Below are 23,095 nucleotides of genomic sequence, written 5' to 3'. Positions count from 1 at the left end.
AATGGCGCGGGAAAACGGCGGAAATCGGACCCGGACCGACGCGCGGCGGTCCTAGGCGCCGCCCGCCAGCACGCAGAGCAGCTCGAACAGCATTGTCGCGCCGGTCAGCGCGGTGATGCCGCCGACATCGAAGGGCGGCGAGACCTCGACCACATCGGCGCCGACGATCTTCAGCCCGGCCAGCCCGCGCAGCATGGCCTGCGCCTCACGGGTGGTGAAGCCGCCGATCTCGGGCGTGCCGGTGCCGGGCGCCATGGAAGGGTCGATGCCGTCGATGTCGAAGGTCACATAGGCGGGCGCATCGCCCATCAGCGCGCGGACCTCGGCCATCACCTCCTCGGGGCCGCGGCGGGCGAATTCCTCGATATAGACGATGCGCACCCCTTGGTCCTGCGCCCAGCGATGCTCGTCGGCGGCGTAGATCGAGCCGCGGATGCCGATCTGCACCACGCGCCGGGGGTCCAGGATACCCTCCTCGATGGCGCGGCGGAAGGGCGTGCCATGGGTATAGGGATTGTCGCCGAAATAGCGGTCGTTGGTGTCGGAATGGGCGTCGAACTGCACCAGGCCCAAGGGCCCGCGCCCGGGATCGGCCTTGCGAAGCGCCCGCAGCACCGGCAGCGTCGTCAGGTGATCGCCCCCCACGGCAAGCGGCAGCGCGCCGGCGGCGCAGATCGCCGCGATGCCTTCCTCGATCTGCCGCAGCGCCGCCATCAGGTCGATGGGCTGCACGATCAGGTCGCCGATATCGGCCACCGCCAGCCGCTCATAGGGGGCGATGCCGGTGGCATGGTGGACGCGGCGCATCAGGCTGGACTGGTTGCGCACCTCGCGCGGGCCGTGGCGGGCCCCGGCGCGATTGGTGGTGCCGCCGTCCCAGGGGATGCCGACGATGGCGACGTCAAGCCCCCGGGCGCTGTCGGCGGCGGGCAGCCGCATGAAGGTGGAATGCCCGGCGAAGCGCGGGATGCGCGCGGCGTCGACAGGCTGGGGCAGGGTCTTCGGCATGACGGCTCCGCGGCTGCTGGCAAGGGTGCCCTGGGGCTGTCGCCATCATTCGCCGCCCGCGCCGCGATTCGCAAACCCCCGCCGCGCCCGGCCGGTTCAGATCGCGAAATCCTCGAGCGTCTTGCCGGCGGCCAGGGCTTCGGCGATCCAGCCCGGCTTGCGGCCGCGGCCGCTCCAGGTCAGCTCGGGGTTTTCCGGATGGGCGTATTTCGGCACCGCCGCAGGCCGGCTTGCGGCCGCCGCGACCAGATCGGCCAGAGAAAAACCGAACTGCTTCGCGGCCTCTTCGGCCTTGGCCCGCGCCTCGGCCTTGCGGCGGGCCTCGAAACCCTCGATCGCCTTTTCGACATCCTTGCGCAGCTGCTTCAGCTCGGCCAGCGACAGCGCATTCAGGTCGGGATTGGTCATTGTCTGTCCCCCTTGATGTGGCAAACCTGTATTTCACAAACCGTCCGAGGATGAAACAGATCCCGCAAATGCCCCATTTCCTGAAAAACCGCGATGCGCGCCGGCTGTTTCTGGACCGTCACCTGCTGCTGCGACCCGGTTCGGGCGCGGGCCGGGGCGCGGATCTGGAAGCCGTGCTCAATGGCCTGGGCTTCGCGCAGGTGGACAGCGTGAACACCCTGGCCCGCGCGCATGACCTGATCCTGTGGTCGCGGCGCGGGCGCTACCGGCCCCCGGCGCTGGAGGGGTTGATCGCCCGCCACCGCGCCGCCTTCGAGCACTGGACCCATGACGCGGCCGTGATCCCGATGCGCTTCTATCCGATGTGGCGGCTGAAATTCGCCCGGGACGAGGCGCATATGCAGCGCCGCTGGCCGAAATGGCGGCGCGAGGGCTGGGACGCGGAATTCGACAGCGTGCTGCGCCATATCGCCGATCACGGCCCGGCCAGCTCCTCGGATCTGGGCGGAGAGGAGCCCAGGGGCTCGGGCGGCTGGTGGGACTGGCACCCGTCCAAGACGGCGCTGGAATATCTGTGGCGCTCGGGCCGGCTGGCGATCCGCCACCGTTCGGGCTTCCGCAAGGTCTACGACCTGGCCGAGCGGGTGATCCCGGCCGAGCATCTGGCGACGCGGCTCGACGATGCCGAGATCGTCGATTGGGCGCTGGCGGCGGCGCTGGATCGGCTGGGCTTCGCCACCAGCGGCGAGCTGGCCGCCTTCTTCGCCATCGCCACGCCGGACGAGGCGAAGCGGTGGTGCGCCGAGGCGCTGGCGGCGGGCCGGATCGTGGAAATCGACGTGGAAATGGCCGATGGCGCGATCCGGCGCAGCTATTCCAGCCCGGCGCTGCTGGATCTGGTCCCCGCGCTGCCCGAGCCGTCCTCGCGCATCCGGCTGCTTTCGCCCTTCGATCCGGCCCTGCGCGACCGGGCGCGGGCCGAGCGGCTGTTCGGCTTCCGCTACCGTATCGAGATCTTCGTGCCCGCCGGGCGGCGGCAATACGGCTATTACGTCTTTCCGGTCCTGCAGGGCGACCGGCTGATCGGGCGGCTGGACGCCCGGCGCGAGGAGGGCGCGCTGGCCGTCCGCGCCTTCTGGCCCGAGCCGGGGTTGCGCATGGGCCAGGGCCGCATCGCGGGGCTGGCCGCCGAACTGCGGCGCATCGCGCCGCTGGCCGGGGTGCAAGACATCCGCCATGCGCCGGGCTGGCTGCGCGGATAGCGCGCCCGGCGCGCGGACCGGGCGGCTGCAAAGTCCGGCGCCACTGCGTGCTCGCCCGGTCCTGATCGGCCGGCGCCGAAGAAATCATAACATTGTTGCCTATCGGCAGGATTGTCTTAATCTCGACCCATGACAATATGGACCCCCGATCCCGGCGGCTTGCATCGTCCAGCCTATCTCTCGCTTGCCGAGCAATATGCGCGGGCGATTCGCGACGGCATGCTGCCCGCCGGCAGCCGCCTGCCGCCGCAGCGCCGGCTGGCCGACGATCTGGGACTGTCTGTCCAGACCGTCTCGCGCGCCTATGAAGAGCTGATCCGCCGCGGCCTGGTGGTCGGAGAGGTCGGGCGCGGCTCTTTCGTGCTGCCGCCGGGGTCCGAGAACAGCCCGCCCTATCTGGCCGAGCGGCTGGGCGAGCTGGTCGATCTGTCGATCCTGAAGCCCGTGACCGAGCGCATGCATGTCGAAACCTTTCGCGAGGGGCTGCATTGGGTGGCCGAGAACCTGACCGCCCCGGCCGCGCTGTCCTTCCGGCCGAACTCGGTCCTGCCGCAGCACCGGCAGGTCGCGGCCGACTGGCTGCGCCGCAAGGGCATCGAGGCCGCGCCGGAAAACATCACCATCACCGACGGCGCCACCTCGGCCATCACCACCGCGGTGATGAGCGCGGTGCCCGCCGGCGGCACGCTGGCCGCAGCCGCGCTGACCCATCACCTGCTGATGCCGCTGTGCAAATACCTCGGCCTGCATCTGGAGGCCCTGCCGGTCGATGACGACGGCATCGTGCCCGAGGCGCTGGACCATCTGGCGCGCAAGGGCAGCCTGCGCGCGCTTTACATGCAGCCGGCGGCGATCAACCCCATGGCGATCATGACCGGCGCCGAGCGCCGCGCCGAACTGGCCGCCATCGCCCGCCGCCACGACCTGCTGATCGTCGAGAACGACATGCTGAACGCGATGATCCCCGACCGGCCGCCGCCGATGGCGGCGCTGGCGCCCGAGCGGGTGCTGCACATCAACGGCTTCACCAAGACCACGCTGCCCGGCCTGCGGGTCGCCTGGCTGCTGTCGCCGGCGCGGCTTGCCTCGGCCACCGCCAACCGGCATCTGGTGACGAACTGGATGGCCACCCCCGCCATGGTCGAGCTGCTGAGCCACTGGATCAGCGACGGCACCGTGGAGCGGCTGATCCTGTGGCAGCGCGAGGCGCTGGCCGTCCGCCACCGCATCGCGCGCGAAGTTCTGGGCGCGGCGCCGTTCCGCGCCCATCCGCAAAGCCTGCATATCTGGCTGGAACTGCCCCCCGGCCGCGACGAGGAGGAATTCGTCGCCCAGGCGCGCCAGCGCGGCGTGGCCGTCGCCTCGGGCCGGGCCTTCCGGCTGAGCGAGCGCGGCCGGCGCGACGCGGTGCGAATCGCGCTTGGCTCGACCAGCGCGGAAGAGCTGCGCCGGGGCCTGTCCCTGGTGGCCGAAACCCTGGGCGGCAGCGCCGAACCCCTGCTTCCGCTGATTTGACGGGCAGATTGTCGCGGAAAATTGTTATGATATTATTTAAATATTGACCTGATTTGATCTCGCTGCAAAGTTCCTCTGGACAGCAAGGGGGACGTCTTTGGACCAGCCGATCATTCGCATCCAGAACCTGCGCAAGTCCTTCGGGACGCTGACCGTCATCGACGGGCTGAATTTCGACGTGATGAAGGGCGAGAAGCTGGCGCTGATCGGCCCCTCGGGTTCGGGCAAGACCACCATCCTGCGCATCCTGATGACGCTCGAGGATATTTCCGGCGGCCGCATCGAGGTCTGCGGCGAGCCGCTTTACCACATGCAGAAGCACGGCGCCGAGGTGCCCGCGGACGAGGCGCATCTGCACAGGATGCGCCGCCACATCGGCATGGTGTTCCAGCATTTCAACCTGTTCCCGCACAAGTCGGTCTTGCAGAACATCACGCTGGCGCCGATGCTGACCAAGGGCGAGCCGCGGGCCGTGGCCGAGCAGCGGGCGCGCGAGTTGCTGGACATGGTGGGGCTGGCCGACAAGGCCGACTACATGCCCAGCCAGCTGTCCGGCGGCCAGAAGCAGCGCGTCGCCATCGCCCGCGCCCTGGCGCTCCAGCCGCAGATCATGCTGTTCGACGAGGTGACCTCGGCGCTGGACCCAGAACTGGTCGAGGAGGTGCTGGAGGTGATGAAGCGCCTGGCCGCCGAGACCGACATGACCATGCTGCTGGTCACGCATGAGATGGGCTTCGCCCATGATTTCGCCGATCGCGTGCTGTTCTTCGACAAGGGCCGCATCGTCGAGCAGGGCCCGCCCGCCCAGATATTCACCGCGCCGCAAGAGGACCGCACGAAGTCCTTCCTGCGCAAGATCATCGCCGCAGGACAGCGCGTGTGATGCAACCCGACAGGAGAGAATGATGAAGAAATGCCTGATTGTCGCGGCGCTGCTGGCCGCGCCGCTGCCCGCCATGGCCGACAAGCTCGAGGACCTGCAGAAGCAGGGCTATGTCCGCATCGCCATCGGCAACGAGCCGCCCTATACCGCCGTCGCCTCGGACGGCAAGGTCTCGGGCGCGGCGCCGGACGTGGCCCGCGCGGTGTTCGAAAAGCTGGGCATCAAGGACCTGGAGGCGTCCATCGCCGAATATGGCGCGATGATCCCCAGCCTGCAGGCCGGCCGCGTCGATGCGATCACCGCCGGCCTGTTCATGAAGCCGGAACGCTGCAACGCCGTGGCCTATTCCGAGCCGATCCTCTGCGATGCCGAGGCGCTCTTGCTGCCCAAGGGCAATCCCAAGGGCTTCAAGTCCTATGCCGACATCGCCAATGACGGCTCGGCCCGGCTGGGCGCGCCCGGCGGCGGCACCGAGGAAAAGCTGGCGCTGGATGCCGGCGTGCCGCGCGACCGGCTGGTGGTGGTGCCCGATCCGCAATCGGGGCTGAAGATGGTGCAGGACGGCCGGATCGACGCCTATTCGCTGCCGGTCCTGTCGCTGAACGACCTGCTGGCGAAGTCGGGCGACGCCAACCTGGAGGTCTTTGCCCCGGTCGAGGGCGCGCCGGTCTATTGCGACGGCGCCGCCTTCAACAAGAAGGACACCGCGCTGCGCGACGCCTTCGATGTGGAGCTGGCCAAGCTGAAGGAATCGGGCGAATTCGCCGCCATCGTCGAACCCTATGGCTTCTCGGCCGCCGCGGCGATGTCCACCACCCGCGACGCGCTCTGCGCCGCGCAGTAAGGCAGCCGGGCGGGGGGGAGACCCCGCCCATCCATCAGCAAGAGAGGCAGGCATCAGCGCATGGGCGACTGGGCAGGATATCTGACACTCATCCTTATGGGGGCATGGGTCACGGTCAAGCTGACGCTGATGGGCTCGGCCCTGGCGCTGGTCGTGGCCTTCATCGCCGGGCTGGGGCGCATCTCGCGCCATGCTCCGGTGCGCTGGCTGGCGACCGCCTATATCGAGTTCTTCCGCGGCACCTCGATCTTCGTGCAGCTGTTCTGGATCTATTTCGTGCTGCCGATGACCGGGATGCAGCTGACGCCGATGCAGGCCGGGGTGATGGCGCTGGGGCTGAATGTCGGCGCCTATGGGGCCGAGGTGGTGCGCGGCGCCATCCTTGCCGTGCCACGCGACCAGCACGAGGCCTGCGTCGCCGTCAACCTGACCCGCTTCCAGCGCATGCGCCACGTCATCCTGCCGCAGGCGCTGCCGCTGATGCTGCCGACCTTCGGCAACAATGCCATCGAGCTTCTGAAGGCGACTTCGGTCGTGTCGCTGATCTCGCTGTCGGACATGACCTTTCAGGCGCAGGTGGTGCGCTCGCAGACCGGCAGCACGCTGATGCCCTTCGTCACCATCCTGCTGCTGTATTTCGCCATGTCCTCGGCGCTTTCCTTCGGCATGCGCCGGCTGGAGCGGCGGGTGACGCGCGGCCTGGACGGGGTGCGCTAAGATGGAATGGGATTGGGATTTCGCCTGGTCGATCATGCCGACCCTGCTGGCCGGGTTTCGCATCACCCTTGTCGCCACCTTCCTCGGCGCCATCGTCGCGGCGGTGCTGGGGCTGGTCTTCGCCATCCTGCGCCGTTCGCCCAACCGGCTGGTGGCGCGCGGCACCGGCTTCGTGGTCGAGTTCATCCGCGGCACGCCGCTGCTGGTGCAGCTTTACTTCATCTTCTACGTGCTGCCCGGGCTGGGCATCCGCCTGCCGGCCCTGACCGCCGGGGTGATCGGCATGGGGCTGCATTACGCGACCTATGCCGCCGAGGTCTATCGCGGCGGCATCGAGGCGGTGCCGCGCGGGCAATGGGAGGCGGCCAAGGCCACCAACCTGACCACGCGCCAGACCTGGCTGCATGTGGTGCTGCCGCAGGCGGTGCCGCCGATGATCCCGGCCATGGCGAATTATCTGCTGGCCATGTTCAAGGAAACGCCGCTGCTGTCCGCGATCACCGTGCTGGAGCTGATGAACCAGGCGAAGTCGGTCGCGAACAGCTCCTATCGCTATGTCGAGCCGATGACGCTGGTCGGCGTGATGTTCCTGGTCGTCAGCCTGATCTCGGTGGTGGTGCTGCGCTGGCTGGAACGCCGTTACGGGAGGATTTCGCGGTGACTGTCCTGTCCGTTCCGGTCGTGCTGGACGACCGCCCGCTGCCGCGCCGGGTCGGTCTGGTGACGCTGGCCACCGACCACACGACCGAGGTGGATTTCGCCGCCCTGCCGGCGCATGGCGTGGGCGTCTATGCCACCCGCATCCCCTTCGCCAACCCGGTGACGCCCGAGACGCTGGCCGCCATGGCCCGCGACGTGACCGCCGCCGCGGCGCTGATCCTGCCCGAGGAGGATCTGGACGCGGTGGTCTATAGCTGCACCTCGGCCTCGGTGGTGATCGGGGACCGGGCGGTGCGGGATGCGATCCGGCTGGGCAAGCCCTCGGCGGAACCGATCACGCCGATCTCGGCCGGCTTCGCGGCGCTCAGGGCGCTGGGGGCCGAGCGGATCACCCTGCTGACCCCCTACACGCCCCGCACCACCCAGCCGATGGCGGAATGTTTCGAGGCGGGGGGCTTCGCCTTGCAGGGCGTCTCCTGCCTGAACCTGACCGACGACCGCGAGATGGCGCGGATTTCCCATGCGACGATCATCGAGGCCGCACGCGCCGCACTCGCGCCGGGCAGCCAGGCGCTGTTTCTCGCCTGCACCGCCGTCCGCGCCTGCGCGATCATCGACCGGATCGAGGATGCGGTCGGCGTGCCGGTGGTCTCGGCCAATTCCGCGACGCTCTGGGCCGCGGCGCGGGCTTGCGGCGTGACCGGGCCGGTCGCTCCGGGCCAGTTGATGAGGCAGCCATGACCGTGACCCTGGACGACATCCGCGCCGCCGCTGAACGCATCCGCGGCCATGTGGTGGAAACGCCGCTGCTGCGCGACGAGCTGCTGTCGGCGCGGCTGGGCCAGCCGGTCTGGCTGAAATGCGAATACCGCCAGACCACCGGCGCCTTCAAGCTGCGGGGCGCGACCAATGCCATCCTGTCGCTGCCGCCCGAGGCGCTGGCGCGCGGCGTCGTCACCGCCTCGACCGGCAATCACGGCCGCGCCCTGGCCTATGCCGCCCGGGCGCTGGGCGTGCCCGCCACCGTCTGCCTGTCCCGGCTGGTGCCCGAGAACAAGGTGCAGGCGATCCGCGAGTTGGGGGCCGAGGTGCGCATCATCGGCGCCAGCCAGGACGAGGCGATGCAGGAAGTCGCCCGCGCCGTGGCTGAAGAGGGCATGACCGAGATCCCGCCCTTCGACCACGAGGCCGTGGTCGCCGGGCAGGGCACCATCGCCCTGGAAATCGGCACGCCCGAGGCGGTGCTGGTGCCGCTGTCCGGCGGTGGCCTTGCCGCCGGGGTCGCGGTGGCGATCAAGGCGCTGTCGCCCGCCACGCGCGTCATCGGCCTGACCATGGAGAACGGCGCCGCCATGGCCGCGAGCCTGGCCGCCGGCCACCCGGTCGAGGTCGCCGAAAGCCCCAGCCTTGCCGACAGCCTCGGCGGCGGCATCGGGTTGCGCAACCGCGTGACCTATCCGCTGTGCCGCGCTTTGCTGGACGATGTGATCCTGCTGACCGAGGCCGAGATCGCCGAGGGCATCCGCCATCTCGGCCGTGCCGGCCATATGGTCGAGGGCGCGGCCAGCGTCGGCAGCGCCGCTCTGCTGGCCGGCAAGGTCGTCCCGCAGGGCCCGACCGTCTGCATCCTTTCCGGCGCGAATATCGACCCCGCGCTGCATGCCCGCATTATGGCGGAGGCCGCATGAGACCGCCCGTGACCATCCTGACCGAGACCGATCTGCGCGCTTTGGTGCCGCTGGACGGCGAGGCCGTCGCCTGCATCCGCGACGCCTTCGTGGCGCTGGCGACCAAGCCCGTCGCCATGCCGCCGATCCTGCGCCTGGACATCCCCGAACACCGGGGCGAGGTCGATGTGAAGACCGCCTATGTTCCCGGCCTCACGCATTTCGCCATCAAGATCTCGCCCGGTTTCTTCGGCAACCCGGCGCTCGGCCTGCCCTCGACCAACGGCATGATGGTGGTGCTGTCCGCGACGACCGGGCTGGTCGAGGCGCTGCTGCTGGACAACGGCTATCTGACCGATGTGCGCACCGCCGCCGCCGGGGCGGTGGCCGCCGATGCGCTGGCCCGGCCGGATGCGGCCACGGCGGCGATCCTGGGCGCCGGGATGCAGGCGCGGATGCAGCTTCAGGCGCTGGCGCTGGTCCGCCCGCTGACCGGCGCACGGGTCTGGGCGCGCGATCCCGCCAAGGCGCAGGCTTTCGCGGCCGAGATGACCGCCGCCCTGCGCATCCCCGTCACCGCCGCCGCCAGCGTGGCCAAGGCGACGCGGGATGCCGATCTGGTGGTCACGACCACGCCGTCCGAAAGGCCCATCCTGGCCGCCGCCGATATCGCCGCCGGCACGCATGTCACCGCCATGGGCTCGGACGCCCAGCACAAGAACGAGATCGCCCCCGACCTGATCGCGCGCGCCCATTACGTCGCCGACCGCCTGTCGCAGACCCGCGAGCTGGGGGAGCTGCACCACGCGCCGCTGGCCGGGCGGGACTTCCCCGAGCTGGGCCAGATCCTGGCCGGGCAGCGCCCCGGCCGCAGCGATCCCGCACAGATCACCCTGGCCGACCTGACCGGCGCCGGCATCCAGGACACCGCCATCGCCACCCTGGCGCTTGCCCGCGCGGGCAAGGCCGGGGCCGGACGCAGCTTCACCCTGTAAGAGAAACCGCCATGACAGACGTCGCATTGAAGTTCACCCGCGAGGAATATGCCGACCGCCTCGCCAAGACCCGCCGGGCGATGGAGGACAAGGGCGTCGATCTGCTGATCGTCACCGATCCGTCGAACATGAACTGGCTGACCGGCTATGACGGCTGGTCCTTCTATGTCCATCAATGCGTGGTGGTGCCGCCCGAGGGCGAGCCGGTCTGGTATGGCCGCGGACAGGACGCCAACGGTGCCAGGCTGACGGCTTACCTGAAGCCCGAAAACATCATCGGCTATCCCGACCATTACGTGCAGAACCCCGAGATGCACCCGATGGATTACCTCTCGGGCATCTTGCGCGACAAGGGCTGGGGCACGAAGCGCATCGGCGTCGAGATGGACAATTACTGGTTCACCGCTGCCGCCTTCGCCAGCCTGACGCGGAACCTGCCGGACGCGCGCTTCACCGATTGCACGGCGCTGGTGAACTGGCAGCGCGCGGTGAAATCGCCGCAGGAGATCGCCTATATGCGCAACGCGGCGCGCATCGTCGAGGCGATGCATGCCCGCATCCTCGACAAGGTGCAGGTCGGGATGCGCAAATGCGACCTGGTGGCGGAAATCTACGATGCCGGCACCCGCGGCGTCGACGGCATCGGCGGCGACTATCCGGCCATCGTGCCGCTGCTGCCCTCGGGCCGCGACGCCTCGGCCCCGCATCTGACCTGGGACGACAAGCCGATGAAACCGGGCGAGGGCACCTTCTTCGAGATCGCCGGCTGCTATCACCGCTACCACGTGCCGCTGTCGCGCACGGTGTTCCTGGGCCAGCCGACGCAGGCCTTCCTCGATGCGGAAAAGGCCACGCTGGAGGGGATGGAAGCCGGGCTTGCCGCTGCGAAGCCCGGTAATACCTGCGAGGACATCGCCAAGGGTTTCTTCGACGTGCTGGCGAAATACGGCATCGTCAAGGACAACCGCACCGGCTACGGCATCGGCGTCAGCTATCCGCCGGACTGGGGCGAGCGCACCATGTCGCTGCGCCCCGGCGACCGCACCGTGCTGCAGCCCGGCATGACCTTCCATTTCATGACCGGCCTGTGGCTGGAGGACATGGGGCTGGAGATCACCGAGTCGATCCTGATCACCGAGACCGGCGTGGAATGCCTCGCCCATGTCCCGCGCCAGCTGTTCGTGAAGGACTAGCGCCATGTTGCAGATGCAGCCTGCGCCCTCGCCCATCGCGGCGACGGTGGATTTCGCGGCGCCGGGGGTTCACCACGGCTTCCTGCGCCTGCCGCATTCGCGCGATGACGCGGCCTGGGGCTCGGTCATGACGCCGATCACCGTGGTCAACAACGGCGAGGGGCCGACGGCGCTTCTGACCGGTGCCAACCATGGCGACGAATACGAGGGGCCGATCGCGCTGTTCGACCTGGCCGCGACCGTGCGGGCCGAGGACGTCACCGGCCGCATCATCATCGTGCCGGCGATGAACTACCCGGCCTTCGCCGCGGGCACCCGCACCTCGCCCATCGACCGGGGCAACCTGAACCGCAGCTTTCCGGGCCGTCCGGACGGCACGGTCACGCAGAAGATCGCGGATTACTTCCAGCGCGTGCTGCTGCCGATGGCGGATGTGGTGCTTGACTTCCATTCCGGCGGCAAGACGCTGGATTTCCTGCCCTATTGCGCCGCCCATATCCTGCCCGACAAGCGGCAGGAGGCGGCGGCCTTCGATCTTGTGCGCGCCTTCGGGGCGCCCTGGTCGGTCAGGATGCTCGAAATCGACGCGGTCGGTATGTATGACACCGCGGCCGAGGAAATGGGCAAGGTCTTCGTCACCACCGAGCTGGGCGGCGGCGGCACCGCCAGCGCCCGCACCGCCGGCATCGCCAGGCGCGGCCTGCGCAACCTGCTGGTCGCGGCGGGCGTGATGCGCGGCGAGGTGGCGGCGCAGCCGACGCGCTGGCTGGACATGCCCGACGCGGATTGCTTCACCTTTGCCGAGGATGGCGGGCTGATCGAGTTCCTGGCCGATCTGGGCGATGCCGTGGAACAGGGCCAGCCGGTCGCCCGCATCTTCCCGGTGGCCCGCACCGGCTTGGCCCCGGTCGCGGTCCATGCCCGCCGCGGCGGGCTGATGATGGCGCGGCATTTCCCCGGCATCGTGAAACCCGGCGATTGCGTCGCCGTCATCGGCGAGGAGGTTCAGCCATGATCACCAACAAGATCCTGATGCGCGAGGATGCCTTCGTGAACGGCGCCTGGGTGGCGGGGCCGCGCTTTGCCGTCACCGACCCCGCGACGGGCAGGCCCGTGGCGCAGGTGGCGCGGCTGGACGCTGCGCAGGCGCGCGCGGCGGTCGATGCGGCGCAGGCGGCTTTCGCCGGCTGGTCCGCGCTGCTGCCGCAGGAACGCGCCGCCGTGCTGATGCGCTGGCACCGGCTGATCGTCGATGCGCGCGAGGATCTGGCGCGGATCATGACCGCCGAGCAGGGCAAGCCGCTGTCCGAATCGCGCGGCGAGATCGACTATGCCGCCAGCTTCGTCGAGTTCTATGCCGAGGAAGCCAAGCGCCCGAACATCGAAAGCGTGACCTCGCATCTTTCGACCGCCGAGATGGAGCTGTGGCGCGAACCCTTGGGCGTCGCGGCGCTGGTCACGCCCTGGAACTTTCCCTGCGCCATGATCACCCGCAAGGCGGCGGCGGCCTTGGCGGCGGGCTGCACCGTGGTCGTTCATCCCTCGGCCGAGACGCCGCTGTCGGCGACCGCGCTGGCGGAACTGGCGGATCGGGCGGGGTTTCCGGCCGGCGTCTTCAACGTGGTGACCGGCGACGCACCCGAGATCGTCGGGGAATGGTGCGCCGATCCGCGGGTGCGGGCGCTGTCCTTCACCGGCTCGACGCAGGTCGGCAAGCTGCTTTATCGTCAAAGCGCCGAGACGGTGAAGCGGCTGGTGCTGGAACTGGGCGGGCACGCGCCCTTCGTCGCCTTTGCCGATTGCGACCTCGACCTGGCGGTGGATGAGGCGATCAAGGCCAAGTTCGCCACCTCGGGCCAGGACTGCCTGGGCGCCAACCGCTTCCTGATCGAGCGGCCGGTCTATGACGAATTCTGCCGCCGCTTCACCGCTGCTGCCGCCGCGCTGACCCTGGGGCCGGGGGTCGAGGATCGCGACCTTGGCCCCTTGATGAACGAGGGCGCGGTCCAGAAGCAGGAGGAGCACGTGGCCGATGCCTTGGCGCATGGCGCGCGCCTTCTGACCGGCGGCAGCCGCGATCCGCAGGGGCCGCTGTTCTATCGCCCGACCGTGCTGGCCGACGTGCCGGCCGAGGCGCGGATCTTCCACGAGGAGACCTTCGGCCCCGTCGCCGCCATCGCCGCCTTCGACACCGAGGACGAGGCGGTGCGCATCGCCAACGCCACCGAATACGGGCTGGTCGCCTATGTCCACAGCCGCGACCCGCGCCGCATCTATCGCCTGTCGCGCGCGCTGGAATTCGGCATGGTCGCGGTCAACCGCACCAAGGTCACCGGCGCGCCGATCCCCTTCGGCGGCATGAAGCAGTCGGGCCTGGGCCGCGAGGGCAGCCGCCACGGGCTCGAAGCCTTTACCGAGATCAAATACGTCTGCCGCGACTGGGCAGAGACAAGGAGAGCATGATGCTGACCAATGACCAGCTGTCCAAATGGGACCGCGAGAGCCTGTTCCATCCCTCGACCAACCTCGGCCAGTTCGCGCGCGGCGAAGGCGCGCAGCGCATCGTCTCGGGCGCGGAAGGCGTCCACATCACGGATCGGGACGGCAACCGGCTGCTGGACGGCTTCGCCGGGCTCTATTGCGTGAACGTGGGCTATGGCCGGCCCGAGATCGCCGAAGCCATCGCCGCACAGGCGCGCGAGCTGGCCTATTACCACGCCTATGCCGGGCATGGCTCGGAAGCCTCGATCACGCTGGCGAAAATGGTCATGGACCGGGCGCCCCAGCACATGGCGCGGGTCTATTTCGGCCTGGGCGGCTCGGATGCCAATGAGACGAACATCAAGCTGGTCTGGTATTACAACAACATCCGTGGCTTGCCGCAGAAGAAGAAGATCATCTCGCGCTGGCGGGGCTATCACGGCTCGGGGCTGATGACCGGCTCGCTGACCGGGCTGGAGCTGTTCCACAAGAAATTCGACCTGCCGCTGGCGCAGGTGATCCATACCGAGGCGCCCTATTACTATCGCCGCAAGGACGCCGGCATGTCCGAGGAACAGTTCAGCGCCCATTGCGCCGAGGAGCTGGAGCGGCTGATCGCCGCCGAGGGCGCCGAGACCATCGCCGCCTTCATCGGCGAGCCGGTGCTGGGCACGGGCGGCATCGTGCCGCCGCCCAAGGGCTATTGGCAGGCGATCCAGAAGGTGCTGGCGCGCCACGACATCCTGCTGATCGCGGACGAGGTGGTGACGGGCTTCGGCCGGCTGGGCAGCATGTTCGGCAGCGACCATTACGGCATGACCCCCGACATCATCACCATCGCCAAGGGCCTGACCTCGGCCTATGCGCCGCTGTCGGGCAGCATCGTCGGGCAGAAGGTCTGGGAGGTGCTGATGCAGGGCAGCGACGAATATGGCGTGCTCGGCCATGGCTGGACCTATTCCGCCCATCCCATCGGCGCGGCGGCGGGCATCGCCAATCTGCAACTGATCGACAAGCTGGGGCTGGTCGAGAATGCCGGCCGGGTCGGCCGCACCCTGAACGACCGGATGCGCGCGGCGCTGGGCGATCATCCGAACGTGGGCGAGATCCGCGGCGAGGGCATGCTCTGCGCCGTCGAACTGGTCCGCGACCGCGACAGCCGCGGCTTCTTCGACGCGGCCGAGGGCATCGGCGGCAAGGTCGTCGCCGCGATGCTGAAGCGCGGCGTGATCGCGCGGGCCATGCCGCAGGGCGACATCGTCGGCTTGGCCCCGCCGCTCTGCCTGACCGAGGCCGAGGCGGATGTGATCGTCGAGGCCACCGACGCATCCGTGCGCGAAATCCTCGGTTGAGCGAGGACGGGGATCGGACCGGAACACGGCTTGCGTGTTTGCGCCTTCGGTGTTCCGGCGGCGCTTCCGGTCCGCGCGGGGGCGAATACCGGACCATGGCGCCCAGCAGGCGGGTCGCGGCGGTGTTGATGCCCTGCGCCCGCTGCTGCTAAGCATGGCCGCAACGAGAAGAACCCTTCCACGAGCGGCAGGACGAGCAGACGATGACGATTCCCTATCCAAGACTGCGCATGGGCGCGGCGCTTGCGGCCGCGCTGCTGGTGCTGACAGGCTGTTCGATGTTCCACCGGCACAGCCCCCAGGAATGCATGGAGCGGGCGATGTATTTCGAATCGAACCGCTCGAGCCGGGACGGCATGATCGCCGTCGGCAGCGTGGTCATGAACCGCGTCCGGTCAGATCAGTTTCCCAATTCCGTCTGCGGTGTCGTCGGACAAAAGGGGCAGTTCGCGCCGGGGATCATGACGCGGCGGATGGACAGGCCCTCGCCGCAGGTCAGCGAGGCGGCGCGCGCCGTCCTGCGCGGCGAGCGCCATCCCCTGATCGGCAACGCGATGTTCTTTCACGCGGCCGGGCACCGGTTTTCCTATGGCAACATGCATTACGTCCTGGTGGCCGGCGGCAATGCCTTCTACGAAAAGCGCAAAAGCCATCTGGTGACGCGGCCGGTCCCGCCGCCGCCGCTTGAGGGCATCACCCGCCGCTAGCCCCGTCCGGCGCATCGGCACCCGAAGGGATCACGGCAGGCGCAGGCGCTGCAGGACGCGGCTGGCGACGGCCGCGGTCTCCTGCCAGCCCGGCAGGGCGGCGCCGGCCCGGGCCGCCGCATCGCCCATCCGCGCCCGCAGCGGTTCGTCGCCCAGCAGGCGGCGCAGCGCGGCGGCGAAGGCCGGCGGATCGTCGGGCGGCACCAGCAGCCCCGCGGCGGCGGGCACGGTGTCGGGGACGGCGCCCGTCGCGCAGCTGACGATCGGCAGGCCATGCGCCAGGGCCTCGTCGAAGACCAGGCCGTGGCCCTCGTATCGCGTCGCGAGCGCGAAGATCGACGCGCGCGCGTAAAGCCGCTCCAGCCGCCCGGCATCGACCCGCCCCGCCAGCGTCACCCGATCCGCGACCGGGCTTTCGGCCAATTGCAGGGCCAGCGCGGCGGCATGGGCGCGGTCCCAGGGATTGCCGACGATCACCGCCTGCCAGTCCAGATCGGCCAGCTGCGCCAGCGCGGTCAGCAGGAGGTCATGGCCCTTGCGCGGATGCAGGATGCCGACCGACAGGATCAGCGGCGGGTTGGCCGGCGACGGGGCAAGCCGCGCCGGCTCGACCCCCGGCCGGGCGATGGTGATGCGCTCGGCGGGCACGCCGTAGCGGTCGGTCAGCATGGCCCGGGCATGGCGGCTGGGGACCAGCACATGCCGCGCCAGTTGCAGGTTGTCGCGCTCGGTCCGGTAGAGATGCGCGCGGCGCGCCGGGTCCAGGCCGGTCTCCATCGCCAGCGGGTGGTGGATCATCGCCACGACGGGCGCGCGGACCCGGGCGAGACCGGCCGTGTCGACGGCGCCGAAGACCAGCCCGTCGATGATCAGCGGCCGGTCCTCGGCCGCCAGCGCCGCCACGGCCGCCGCCATCTCGGCCGGTGTCGGGTCGGGGAAGCTGGCGGGCAGCTGCAGGTGACGCATGTCGTGGCCCAGGGCGCGCAGCCCCTCCAGCAGGCGGCGTTCATAGATATAGCCGCCGGTCAGCGTGGCGATGTCGCCGGGGATGGCGAAGGCGGCGTCGCAGGGTCGGGTCATGGGCGCACCTGTTCGGGGGCGTAGCGGGCCAGCACCCGGCGCTCGGCCGCGCCGACACCGGCATGGCCCAGCCAGGACAGCGCCGTCACCAGCACCACCGCGGACCAGAGCATGTCGTAATCCGAGACCGAGGCCGACAGCGCCATCAGCCCGCCGATGCCGCCGCCGGTCGCCAGCCATTCGACCACGGTGACCGCCAGCACCGCCGCCGGCACGCTCATCCGGGCCGAGGCGAAAAGCGCGGGCAGCATGGCCGGGATGCGGACATGGATCATCTGCCGCCAGCGGCCGGCGGCATAGCTGCGGAACACGTCGAGGATCTGACCGGGCGCCTGCCGCAGCCCGTGCTGGCAGGCGACGAAGGTCGGGAAGAACACCATGACCGCGACCAGCACCACCACCCCCGCCGCGCCGCGCCCGACCAGCAGCACGATCAGCGGCGCCGTGGTCACGATCGGGATGGCGCGCAGCGCGATGGCAACCGGCGTGACCAGCGCCGAAAGCGCCGGCAGCAGCGCCAGCAGGATGGCGAGTCCCGCGCCCGCCGCCAGCCCAGCCGCATAGCCGGGCAGCACATGCGCCCCGGTCTGCGCCAGCGCCTGCGCAAGGGCCTGCCGGGTCTGGGCGGCATCCGGCGCCCAGGCCAGCGCCGCCAGCACGTCGCCCGGCCGCTTGGCGAAGAACGGGCTGAGCCCGGCCAGCCGCAGACCCGCCCACCACGCGGCAAGCACCGCCGCGACCACGGCGAGCGTCGAGGCCAGCGCCGCGCGGCGCGCGCCGGGCGCGGCGCCCGGCGGGGCCAGCAGCACGGGCGGCGGTTCGTCCAGGAAGCGGCGGGCCAGGGCGCCGATCAGCGCATAGGCCGCGACCGCGACGGCGGCGGAGAGCGCCGCGATGCTCCAGAGCGCGGGGACGTCCAGCGCGCGGGTGAAGCGGATGGTCAGCACGCCCATGCCGCGCTCGGCCCCGGTGAACTCGCCCACCAGCGCCCCGAGGAAGGCGGCGGGGGCCGAGATCTGCAGCCCGGCGACCAGATAGGGCAGGGCGGCGCGCAGCCGGACATGGCGCAGTTCGGCCATGCGGCCGCGGCCATAGACGCGGATCAGGTCCAGCCAGGCGGCGGGCACGGCGCGCAGGCCGGCCAGCAGCGGGATCAGCGTGGTGTAATAGACCGCCAGCGCCGCCAGGGCGATCTGTGGCCCCTCGCCCGGTCCCATCATCACCCGCAGGATCGGTCCGGTCGCGACCAGCGGCAGGCAGAAGACCACCAGCGCCAGGCCCGAGACCAGCCCGGTCAGCTTGGGCCAGAGCAGCGCCAGGCCGGCCAGCGCCACGGCGGCCAGGTTGCCCAGCAGAAAGCCCGCCGCCGCATTGGCCCCGGTGACGGCCAGCGCCCGCGACAGCAGGCCGGCATGGGCGGCGGTCCATTGCGCGACCTCGGCCGGGCCTGCGATCAGGTAGCGGCCCGACAGGGCCAGGGCCGCGGCCTGCCACAGGGCAAGCAGCAGCACCAGCCCGGCCAGCGCGTTCCGCATGCTCATGCCGCGCCGGCCGGGGCCGAGAGCGCCGCCCGCGCCTCGGCCTCGATGCGGCGGAAGGCGGGGCTGTCGGCCAGTCCGGGGCGGCGCGGATGCGGCAGGGGCACGGCGATGTCGGCGACGATCCGCGCCGGGCGGGGCGACAGGACCAGGATGCGGTCGGCGAGCAGCACCGCCTCGGCCAGCGAATGGGTAACCAGCAGCGCCGTGGTGCCCTGCGCCTGCCAGAGCGGCGGCAGGTCCTGCGCCAGCTGGCGGCGGGTCAGTTCGTCGACCGCGCCGAAGGGCTCGTCCAGCAGCAGCACCTGCGGCGCGGTGGCCAGCGCGCGGGCGATGGCGGCGCGCTGGCGCATGCCGCCCGACAGCGCCGCGGGGCGGGTGGCGGCGAAGCCCTCCAGCCCGACCAGCCGCAGCAGTTGCGCCACCTTGCCCGGATCGGCGGGCTGGTGGGCGAGCTTGCGCGCCAGCGCCACGTTCTGCGCGGCGCTGAGCCAGGGCAGCAGCGAGGGGTCCTGGAACGCCACCGAGATCGCGCCCTGCCGGCGCTGCCGGGCCGGGTCCAGCCCGCCGATGCGCACCTGCCCGCCCTCCGGCTGCTCCAGCCCCGCGACCAGGCGCAGCAGCGTGGACTTGCCGCAGCCCGAGGGGCCGATCAGCGCCGTGGTCTGCCCCGCGGCGAAATCGGCATCGAAGCCCGCGACCGCCTGCACGCCGCCGGGCCAGGTCTTGGTCAGCGCCCGGCAGGCGATCCCGGCGCGGCTATCCTGCATGGACCGCCTCCAGGATCGAGCGGTCCCAGAGCGTGGGCGTCACCTCGCGCCCCAGCAGCGAGAGGGTGCGGATATTGGCCTCGACCGCCTCGTCGCTCCACCAGCCGAACCCGTGCCGCTCGGTCAGGTCCGAGAACATCAGCGGCAATTGCCGGCGCGCCTGCAGCTTTTGCGTGGGCAGGTCCAGCCCGGCATCGGGGAACAGGGCGACGGTCAGATCGGCGGCCGCATCGCTGTCGGCGCGGCAGGCTTCCCAACCCCGCGCCTCGCCGGCCATCAGGGCCACCAGCGCCTCGCGGCGGTTGGCAAGGCTGTCCTCGGTGACGATATAGGTCTGGGAATGCAGGGCATAGCCGTGATCGGCCATCAGCATGGTGCGGGCCTCGACGCCCTGGATCGCCATGGCGACCGGCAGGTCGGTTTCCCAGCAGAGCAGGCAATCCACCTCGCCCGCGACCAGCGGCTGGGCGGAATATTGCGTGGGCACGATGCGGATGGCGTCGAAATCGACATCGTTCAGCTTGCACAGCGCCTGAAGCACCGGCGTGTTGGCGATGGCCATGCCGATGCTTTTCCCCGGCAGGTCAGCGGGGGTTTCCACGGGATTGTCCGGCAGCGAGGCGATGGCGAAGGGGTTCTTCTGCATGGCGACGCCGATGATGCGGAACGGCGCCCCCTGCGCCACCGCCGCCGCGGCGTAATCGGCGGCAGAGATGCCCACCAGCGCCGTGCCCGCCACCACCGGCGGCTCGACCGGGGCGTTCGGGCCGCCCTGCAGCAGCGAGACCTCCAGCCCCGCCTCGCGCCACCAGCCGTTCTGCAGCGCGATATAGCTGCCGGCGAACTGCACCGAATGCAGCCAGGACAGCTGCAGCGCCACGGCTTCCTGCGCCCGCGCCGGGCGCGGCAGGCCCGAGAGGCCGAGCGCCAGCCCCGCCGCCCCCGTCTGCAGAAGCCGGCGCCGTGTCAGCGGGGAATGGGTCATGAGGGCACCTCCGTTCGGGTCGTGGCGGGACTGGGGGAGGAACGGCCCTGCGCGGCCGGGCGTTCCATCGGCGCGATTCCCGGCGCGGCAAAGCCCTGCAGGATCAGGTCGCGCATCCGGTCCATCGGTATCGCGGCGCTGTCCGGCGGCGGGATCAGGCCGGGGGCAAAGCCCCATGCGGCGCTGCGTTCGACCAGCGCCGCGGGACCGATCACATGCATGGGCACGTCGCGCCCGCCATCCGGCGCGATCCCTTGCGCGGCCTGGTGATCGCCCAGCACCAGGATCAGCGGCGGCTTGTCCGCATGGCGCAGCGCATAGGCCATGACGGTCTGCAACGCATAGTCGATCGCGTCGCGGTAATGCCGGCGGATGTTGTCGCGGTCGCGCCAGACCTCTTGCGGGCTTTCCCCGGCGGCGGCCATGGCGGCGAAGGCCGAGCCGTCCCCGACCTCGTCCCAGCCGATCAGCCGCGGCACCGGCACCCAGGGCGCGTGCGAGGAAATCAGCGCCACCTGTGCGAAAAGCGGCGCGCCGTCCTGCCCGCGCAGCAGCCGGTCGGCGGCGGCCAGGGTGAACTGGTCGGGCATGGTGACCCAGTTGAAGGGCGGGCCGCGATAGCCCAGATCCGGCGCGGCCAGGATGCGGTCGAAACCCATCTGCGCCGCCTCGGGCCAGGGGCGGGTGATGGCCGGCATGACGGCGGCGGTGCGGAAACCGGCGCGCCGCGCGTGGTGGAACAGCCCCTGCCGCCCGCTGGCCAGCATGGCCTGATAAAGCGCCTGATCGCCGATCCAGAGCCCCGAGGCGAATGTCGCATGCGCCAGCCAGCTTTGCCCGCCCTGCGTCGGCGAGACCAGGTATCCCGAGCGTATGGCAAGGCCGGCCCGCGCCAGATCGGCCTCGGCCCGGCGCAGGGTGGCACGGTGGGTTTCGGCATAGAGGGGCGTCGCGAAGCTCGCCCGGCCGTAGCTTTCCACGAAGATCACCAGCACGTCGCGGTCGATGGCGCCCAGCAGGCCCGGCCGCTCGGCCATCGGGTCCTGTGCCGCGGCCGCCCGGAAGTCGCGCAGCGCGGCGACGGTTGCGGTGGCCAGCCCGGCGCGCTGGCTGGCATAGCGGAGATTCTCAAGCCTGGGCGTCATGGCCGGCAGCAGCGCCAGCCCGACGGCCGCGGCAAGGGCGGCGGCGAGCACGGCGCCAAGTCCCGCGAGCCCGCCAAAGCTGCCGGCAAGCAGCCGCACCGCTGCATCCAGCAGCGGCAGATCGGCCGCGATGTTGAAGGGCCGCCCGAGCGCCGCGACCATGCCCAGATCGGCCAGCTTCTGCACCGCCAGCAGCGTAAGCGCCGCCGCAACCGGCAGGCGCGCCATGCCGCCGCCGAGGACCAGCGCAAGCAGCAGCAGCGGCAGTTCCGGCGTCGGGCGCATCGCGGCCCCGGGCAGGGTCAGCGCCAGCTGGATCGCCAGCGCCGCGATCAGCAGCGGCAGCGCGCGGCGCATCGTCATCGCCGATGCCGCCACAGCCAGCGGATGTCGAGCGCGAAGGACAGCGCCAGCGCCGCCGTGGCGAGCCATGCCAGGAACCCGGCCTGCGCATGGCTGGGCAGCGGCGTTTGCAGCAGGACCAGCGTGCCGAGCTGCAGCACGCAGATCGCCTTGCGCCGCAGCCGCTGCGGCAGTTCGGCCCGCAGCCAGGGCAGGACGAGGCCGGCGGCGACGAAGCCATAGCGCAGCACCCCAAGCAGCAGCACCCCGGGCCCCAGCGTCGTGCCCAGCCAGGCATGCAGCGCCAGGGTCAGGGCGAAAGCGGCATCGACCTCCATGTCGAAGCGGGCTCCGAAGCCCGAGACGAGGCCCGCGCGCCGTGCCAGCCAGCCGTCCAGCCCGTCGAGCGCCAGCGCGATGCCCCCGACGATGGCGACCGCCCATCCCGCCGCGGCGCCGTTCGCAAGCGGCGCCAGCAGCGCGCAGGTGATCGCGGCCCGCAGCAGCGTCACCGCATTGCAGCCGCCGATCCGGTCATGCGGATAGCTATGCCGCATCTGCGCCAGCACCACGGCGCAGCAGCCCAGATAAAGCGCGCTGGCGGCGAGCCAGCCCCCGGCCGTGCCGCCGATGCCGCCAAGCCGCAGCGCCTGCATGGCGAAAACGCCCATGGCGGCGCTGGCGGCAACCTGCGCCGGTATCCCGGCCGCCGGACGAGGCGGCGGCGCAAGCGGGCCGTGATCGGGGTCTGACATGGGAAAATGCTACGCCAAGCGTGGGTTCCGTCAAGATGCCACGGCTTTGCGCCCGGCGGCGTTTGCGCTAGGATGGCGCAAAGGAGCCAGCCGATGACCGAGCCCGCATCCGGTTACCGAACGCCCGCCCGCCTGTTTCACTGGATCGTCGCGCTTGCCGTGCTGCTGATGATCCCGGCGGGGCTGACCATGACGCGCGAGGGGCTGGACCGCGGCTTGCAGGATGCGCTGTTCATCTTTCACAAGAATACCGGCACGCTGCTGATCCCGGTGATCCTGGCGCGGATCGTCTATCGCCGCCTGCATCCGCCGCCGCCGCTGCCGGCCTCGGTTCCCGGCTGGCAGCGGCGGGCGGCCGCGGCCTCGCATGTGGCGCTGTATGTCCTGCTGTTGGTCATGCCGCTGAGCGGCTTCGTGCGGGTGCGGGCGGGCGGCTTTCCCATCGAGCTGCTCGACGCGATGGGCGCCGGGCCCTGGCTGCCGAAATCCGAGTCCCTGGCCGCCGCCGCGCAGGGGCTGCATTTCATCGCCGCCCTGCTGCTGATCGCGCTGCTGGCGCTGCATGTCTCTGCCGCCCTGCATCATGCGCTGGTGCGCCGCGACGGGGTCTGGCAGCGCATGTGGCCGCCCGGCGGCGGGTGAGGGCCTGCCCTGCTGGCGGATGGGGCCTGGATCGCGGCCCGCCGGCCGCGACCGGCCCTTGTCTGCGGCGGCGATCGGCAAGACTCGGCCAATGCGGGATCGATGCCTTGAAATACCGCCCCGGCTGGGCCTCGATGGCAAGCGAC

Annotated in this window: 23 protein-coding genes; 15 read left to right on the top strand and 8 right to left on the bottom strand. The window is 70.6% G+C overall.

Going from position 1 to position 23,095, the window contains the following annotated elements; genetic code table 11:
- Positions 1-51: 51 nt before the first annotated feature.
- Positions 52-1,008 carry an agmatinase gene (gene speB, locus LOS78_RS00215; RefSeq protein WP_028716511.1) on the bottom strand — a complete coding sequence of 319 codons (957 nt, stop codon included), beginning with the start codon at positions 1,006-1,008 and terminating at the stop codon, positions 52-54.
- 96 nt (positions 1,009-1,104) lie between these two features.
- A complete protein-coding gene (locus tag LOS78_RS00210; RefSeq protein WP_028712918.1) occupies positions 1,105-1,416 on the bottom strand; it encodes an H-NS family nucleoid-associated regulatory protein in 312 nt (103 codons plus the stop codon).
- A 68-nt stretch (positions 1,417-1,484) separates the two neighbouring features.
- On the opposite strand from LOS78_RS00210, the gene LOS78_RS00205 reads away from it, so the two are divergent.
- From LOS78_RS00205 to LOS78_RS00140, 14 genes are all read left to right on the top strand, one after another.
- Entirely contained in the window at positions 1,485-2,678 is a 1,194-nt protein-coding gene (locus LOS78_RS00205) for a winged helix-turn-helix domain-containing protein (RefSeq protein ID WP_230376385.1), read from the top strand.
- 129 nt (positions 2,679-2,807) lie between these two features.
- Complete coding sequence (locus tag LOS78_RS00200) at positions 2,808-4,193, top strand: PLP-dependent aminotransferase family protein (protein WP_028712916.1); 1,386 nt, start codon at positions 2,808-2,810, stop codon at positions 4,191-4,193.
- A gap of 97 nt (positions 4,194-4,290) precedes the next feature.
- Positions 4,291-5,076 (top strand): ectoine/hydroxyectoine ABC transporter ATP-binding protein EhuA, encoded by a 786-nt coding sequence (gene ehuA, locus LOS78_RS00195; RefSeq protein WP_305802561.1) that lies wholly within the window; start codon positions 4,291-4,293, stop codon positions 5,074-5,076.
- Between the two features lie 22 nt (positions 5,077-5,098).
- Positions 5,099-5,920, top strand: a complete 822-nt coding sequence (gene ehuB, locus LOS78_RS00190; protein WP_028712914.1) for an ectoine/hydroxyectoine ABC transporter substrate-binding protein EhuB — start codon at positions 5,099-5,101, stop codon at positions 5,918-5,920.
- Between the two features lie 60 nt (positions 5,921-5,980).
- The gene (gene ehuC / locus LOS78_RS00185) at positions 5,981-6,637 is read left to right on the top strand and encodes an ectoine/hydroxyectoine ABC transporter permease subunit EhuC (protein WP_028712913.1); all 657 of its coding nucleotides are present in this window, start codon (positions 5,981-5,983) and stop codon (positions 6,635-6,637) included.
- A gap of 1 nt (position 6,638) precedes the next feature.
- Positions 6,639-7,298 (top strand): ectoine/hydroxyectoine ABC transporter permease subunit EhuD, encoded by a 660-nt coding sequence (gene ehuD / locus LOS78_RS00180; RefSeq protein WP_028716513.1) that lies wholly within the window; start codon positions 6,639-6,641, stop codon positions 7,296-7,298.
- The gene (locus tag LOS78_RS00175) at positions 7,295-8,038 is read left to right on the top strand and encodes an aspartate/glutamate racemase family protein (protein WP_028716514.1); all 744 of its coding nucleotides are present in this window, start codon (positions 7,295-7,297) and stop codon (positions 8,036-8,038) included. Before ehuD ends, LOS78_RS00175 begins: the two co-directional genes overlap by 4 nt.
- Positions 8,035-8,985, top strand: coding sequence for a hydroxyectoine utilization dehydratase EutB (gene eutB, locus LOS78_RS00170; protein ID WP_230376384.1), 951 nt, complete (start codon positions 8,035-8,037; stop codon positions 8,983-8,985). The genes LOS78_RS00175 and eutB overlap by 4 nt, the downstream gene beginning before the upstream one ends.
- On the top strand, positions 8,982-9,959 hold the full coding sequence (locus LOS78_RS00165; RefSeq protein ID WP_230376383.1) for a cyclodeaminase: 978 nt from the start codon (positions 8,982-8,984) through the stop codon (positions 9,957-9,959). Before eutB ends, LOS78_RS00165 begins: the two co-directional genes overlap by 4 nt.
- An 11-nt stretch (positions 9,960-9,970) precedes the next feature.
- Complete coding sequence (gene doeA, locus LOS78_RS00160) at positions 9,971-11,152, top strand: ectoine hydrolase DoeA (protein WP_230376382.1); 1,182 nt, start codon at positions 9,971-9,973, stop codon at positions 11,150-11,152.
- 4 nt (positions 11,153-11,156) lie between these two features.
- Positions 11,157-12,167 (top strand): N(2)-acetyl-L-2,4-diaminobutanoate deacetylase DoeB, encoded by a 1,011-nt coding sequence (gene doeB, locus LOS78_RS00155; RefSeq protein WP_371824700.1) that lies wholly within the window; start codon positions 11,157-11,159, stop codon positions 12,165-12,167.
- Positions 12,164-13,615 carry an NAD-dependent succinate-semialdehyde dehydrogenase gene (locus LOS78_RS00150; protein ID WP_230376381.1) on the top strand — a complete coding sequence of 484 codons (1,452 nt, stop codon included), beginning with the start codon at positions 12,164-12,166 and terminating at the stop codon, positions 13,613-13,615. The genes doeB and LOS78_RS00150 overlap by 4 nt, the downstream gene beginning before the upstream one ends.
- On the top strand, positions 13,615-14,985 hold the full coding sequence (locus LOS78_RS00145) for an aspartate aminotransferase family protein (protein ID WP_230376979.1): 1,371 nt from the start codon (positions 13,615-13,617) through the stop codon (positions 14,983-14,985). The genes LOS78_RS00150 and LOS78_RS00145 overlap by 1 nt, the downstream gene beginning before the upstream one ends.
- A 203-nt stretch (positions 14,986-15,188) precedes the next feature.
- Positions 15,189-15,692 carry a cell wall hydrolase gene (locus LOS78_RS00140; protein ID WP_371824699.1) on the top strand — a complete coding sequence of 168 codons (504 nt, stop codon included), beginning with the start codon at positions 15,189-15,191 and terminating at the stop codon, positions 15,690-15,692.
- Between the two features lie 30 nt (positions 15,693-15,722).
- Here the strand turns inward: LOS78_RS00140 and LOS78_RS00135 are convergent, their stop codons facing one another.
- From LOS78_RS00135 to LOS78_RS00110, 6 genes are read right to left on the bottom strand one after another with little or no spacing between them, the layout of a single operon-like run.
- Positions 15,723-16,772 (bottom strand): glycosyltransferase family 4 protein, encoded by a 1,050-nt coding sequence (locus LOS78_RS00135; RefSeq protein WP_230376380.1) that lies wholly within the window; start codon positions 16,770-16,772, stop codon positions 15,723-15,725.
- Positions 16,769-18,313: an ABC transporter permease gene (locus LOS78_RS00130; RefSeq protein ID WP_230376379.1), complete on the bottom strand. Its 1,545-nt coding sequence runs from the start codon at positions 18,311-18,313 to the stop codon at positions 16,769-16,771. Before LOS78_RS00130 ends, LOS78_RS00135 begins: the two co-directional genes overlap by 4 nt.
- Positions 18,310-19,080: an ABC transporter ATP-binding protein gene (locus tag LOS78_RS00125; protein WP_230376378.1), complete on the bottom strand. Its 771-nt coding sequence runs from the start codon at positions 19,078-19,080 to the stop codon at positions 18,310-18,312. The genes LOS78_RS00130 and LOS78_RS00125 overlap by 4 nt, the downstream gene beginning before the upstream one ends.
- Positions 19,070-20,065 (bottom strand): ABC transporter substrate-binding protein, encoded by a 996-nt coding sequence (locus tag LOS78_RS00120; RefSeq protein ID WP_230376377.1) that lies wholly within the window; start codon positions 20,063-20,065, stop codon positions 19,070-19,072. Before LOS78_RS00120 ends, LOS78_RS00125 begins: the two co-directional genes overlap by 11 nt.
- On the bottom strand, positions 20,062-21,573 hold the full coding sequence (locus tag LOS78_RS00115; RefSeq protein WP_230376376.1) for a sulfatase-like hydrolase/transferase: 1,512 nt from the start codon (positions 21,571-21,573) through the stop codon (positions 20,062-20,064). The genes LOS78_RS00120 and LOS78_RS00115 overlap by 4 nt, the downstream gene beginning before the upstream one ends.
- Positions 21,570-22,307: a CDP-alcohol phosphatidyltransferase family protein gene (locus tag LOS78_RS00110; protein WP_230376375.1), complete on the bottom strand. Its 738-nt coding sequence runs from the start codon at positions 22,305-22,307 to the stop codon at positions 21,570-21,572. The genes LOS78_RS00115 and LOS78_RS00110 overlap by 4 nt, the downstream gene beginning before the upstream one ends.
- A 93-nt stretch (positions 22,308-22,400) precedes the next feature.
- On the opposite strand from LOS78_RS00110, the gene LOS78_RS00105 reads away from it, so the two are divergent.
- A complete protein-coding gene (locus LOS78_RS00105) occupies positions 22,401-22,949 on the top strand; it encodes a cytochrome b (protein WP_230376374.1) in 549 nt (182 codons plus the stop codon).
- Positions 22,950-23,095 lie beyond the last annotated feature (146 nt).

Source organism: Paracoccus sp. MA (assembly GCF_020990385.1).
In the GTDB taxonomy this organism is placed as follows: domain Bacteria; phylum Pseudomonadota; class Alphaproteobacteria; order Rhodobacterales; family Rhodobacteraceae; genus Paracoccus.
Note: the sequence above shows the minus strand (reverse complement) of the source record. Positions and strands in the feature narration are given on the sequence as shown.

Bases quoted from the DNA above. Each gene is read 5' to 3' on its own strand.
- speB (WP_028716511.1), bottom strand. From the start codon at position 1,008: ATGCCGAAGACCCTGCCCCAGCCTGTCGACGCCGCGCGCATCCCGCGC.
- LOS78_RS00210 (WP_028712918.1), bottom strand. From the start codon at position 1,416: ATGACCAATCCCGACCTGAATGCGCTGTCGCTGGCCGAGCTGAAGCAG.
- LOS78_RS00205 (WP_230376385.1), top strand. From the start codon at position 1,485: ATGCCCCATTTCCTGAAAAACCGCGATGCGCGCCGGCTGTTTCTGGAC.
- LOS78_RS00200 (WP_028712916.1), top strand. From the start codon at position 2,808: ATGACAATATGGACCCCCGATCCCGGCGGCTTGCATCGTCCAGCCTAT.
- ehuB (WP_028712914.1), top strand. From the start codon at position 5,099: ATGAAGAAATGCCTGATTGTCGCGGCGCTGCTGGCCGCGCCGCTGCCC.
- ehuC (WP_028712913.1), top strand. From the start codon at position 5,981: ATGGGCGACTGGGCAGGATATCTGACACTCATCCTTATGGGGGCATGG.
- ehuD (WP_028716513.1), top strand. From the start codon at position 6,639: ATGGAATGGGATTGGGATTTCGCCTGGTCGATCATGCCGACCCTGCTG.
- eutB (WP_230376384.1), top strand. From the start codon at position 8,035: ATGACCGTGACCCTGGACGACATCCGCGCCGCCGCTGAACGCATCCGC.
- LOS78_RS00165 (WP_230376383.1), top strand. From the start codon at position 8,982: ATGAGACCGCCCGTGACCATCCTGACCGAGACCGATCTGCGCGCTTTG.
- doeA (WP_230376382.1), top strand. From the start codon at position 9,971: ATGACAGACGTCGCATTGAAGTTCACCCGCGAGGAATATGCCGACCGC.
- doeB (WP_371824700.1), top strand. From the start codon at position 11,157: ATGTTGCAGATGCAGCCTGCGCCCTCGCCCATCGCGGCGACGGTGGAT.
- LOS78_RS00150 (WP_230376381.1), top strand. From the start codon at position 12,164: ATGATCACCAACAAGATCCTGATGCGCGAGGATGCCTTCGTGAACGGC.
- LOS78_RS00145 (WP_230376979.1), top strand. From the start codon at position 13,615: ATGCTGACCAATGACCAGCTGTCCAAATGGGACCGCGAGAGCCTGTTC.
- LOS78_RS00140 (WP_371824699.1), top strand. From the start codon at position 15,189: ATGACGATTCCCTATCCAAGACTGCGCATGGGCGCGGCGCTTGCGGCC.
- LOS78_RS00135 (WP_230376380.1), bottom strand. From the start codon at position 16,772: ATGACCCGACCCTGCGACGCCGCCTTCGCCATCCCCGGCGACATCGCC.
- LOS78_RS00130 (WP_230376379.1), bottom strand. From the start codon at position 18,313: ATGAGCATGCGGAACGCGCTGGCCGGGCTGGTGCTGCTGCTTGCCCTG.
- LOS78_RS00125 (WP_230376378.1), bottom strand. From the start codon at position 19,080: ATGCAGGATAGCCGCGCCGGGATCGCCTGCCGGGCGCTGACCAAGACC.
- LOS78_RS00120 (WP_230376377.1), bottom strand. From the start codon at position 20,065: ATGACCCATTCCCCGCTGACACGGCGCCGGCTTCTGCAGACGGGGGCG.
- LOS78_RS00115 (WP_230376376.1), bottom strand. From the start codon at position 21,573: ATGACGATGCGCCGCGCGCTGCCGCTGCTGATCGCGGCGCTGGCGATC.
- LOS78_RS00110 (WP_230376375.1), bottom strand. From the start codon at position 22,307: ATGTCAGACCCCGATCACGGCCCGCTTGCGCCGCCGCCTCGTCCGGCG.
- LOS78_RS00105 (WP_230376374.1), top strand. From the start codon at position 22,401: ATGACCGAGCCCGCATCCGGTTACCGAACGCCCGCCCGCCTGTTTCAC.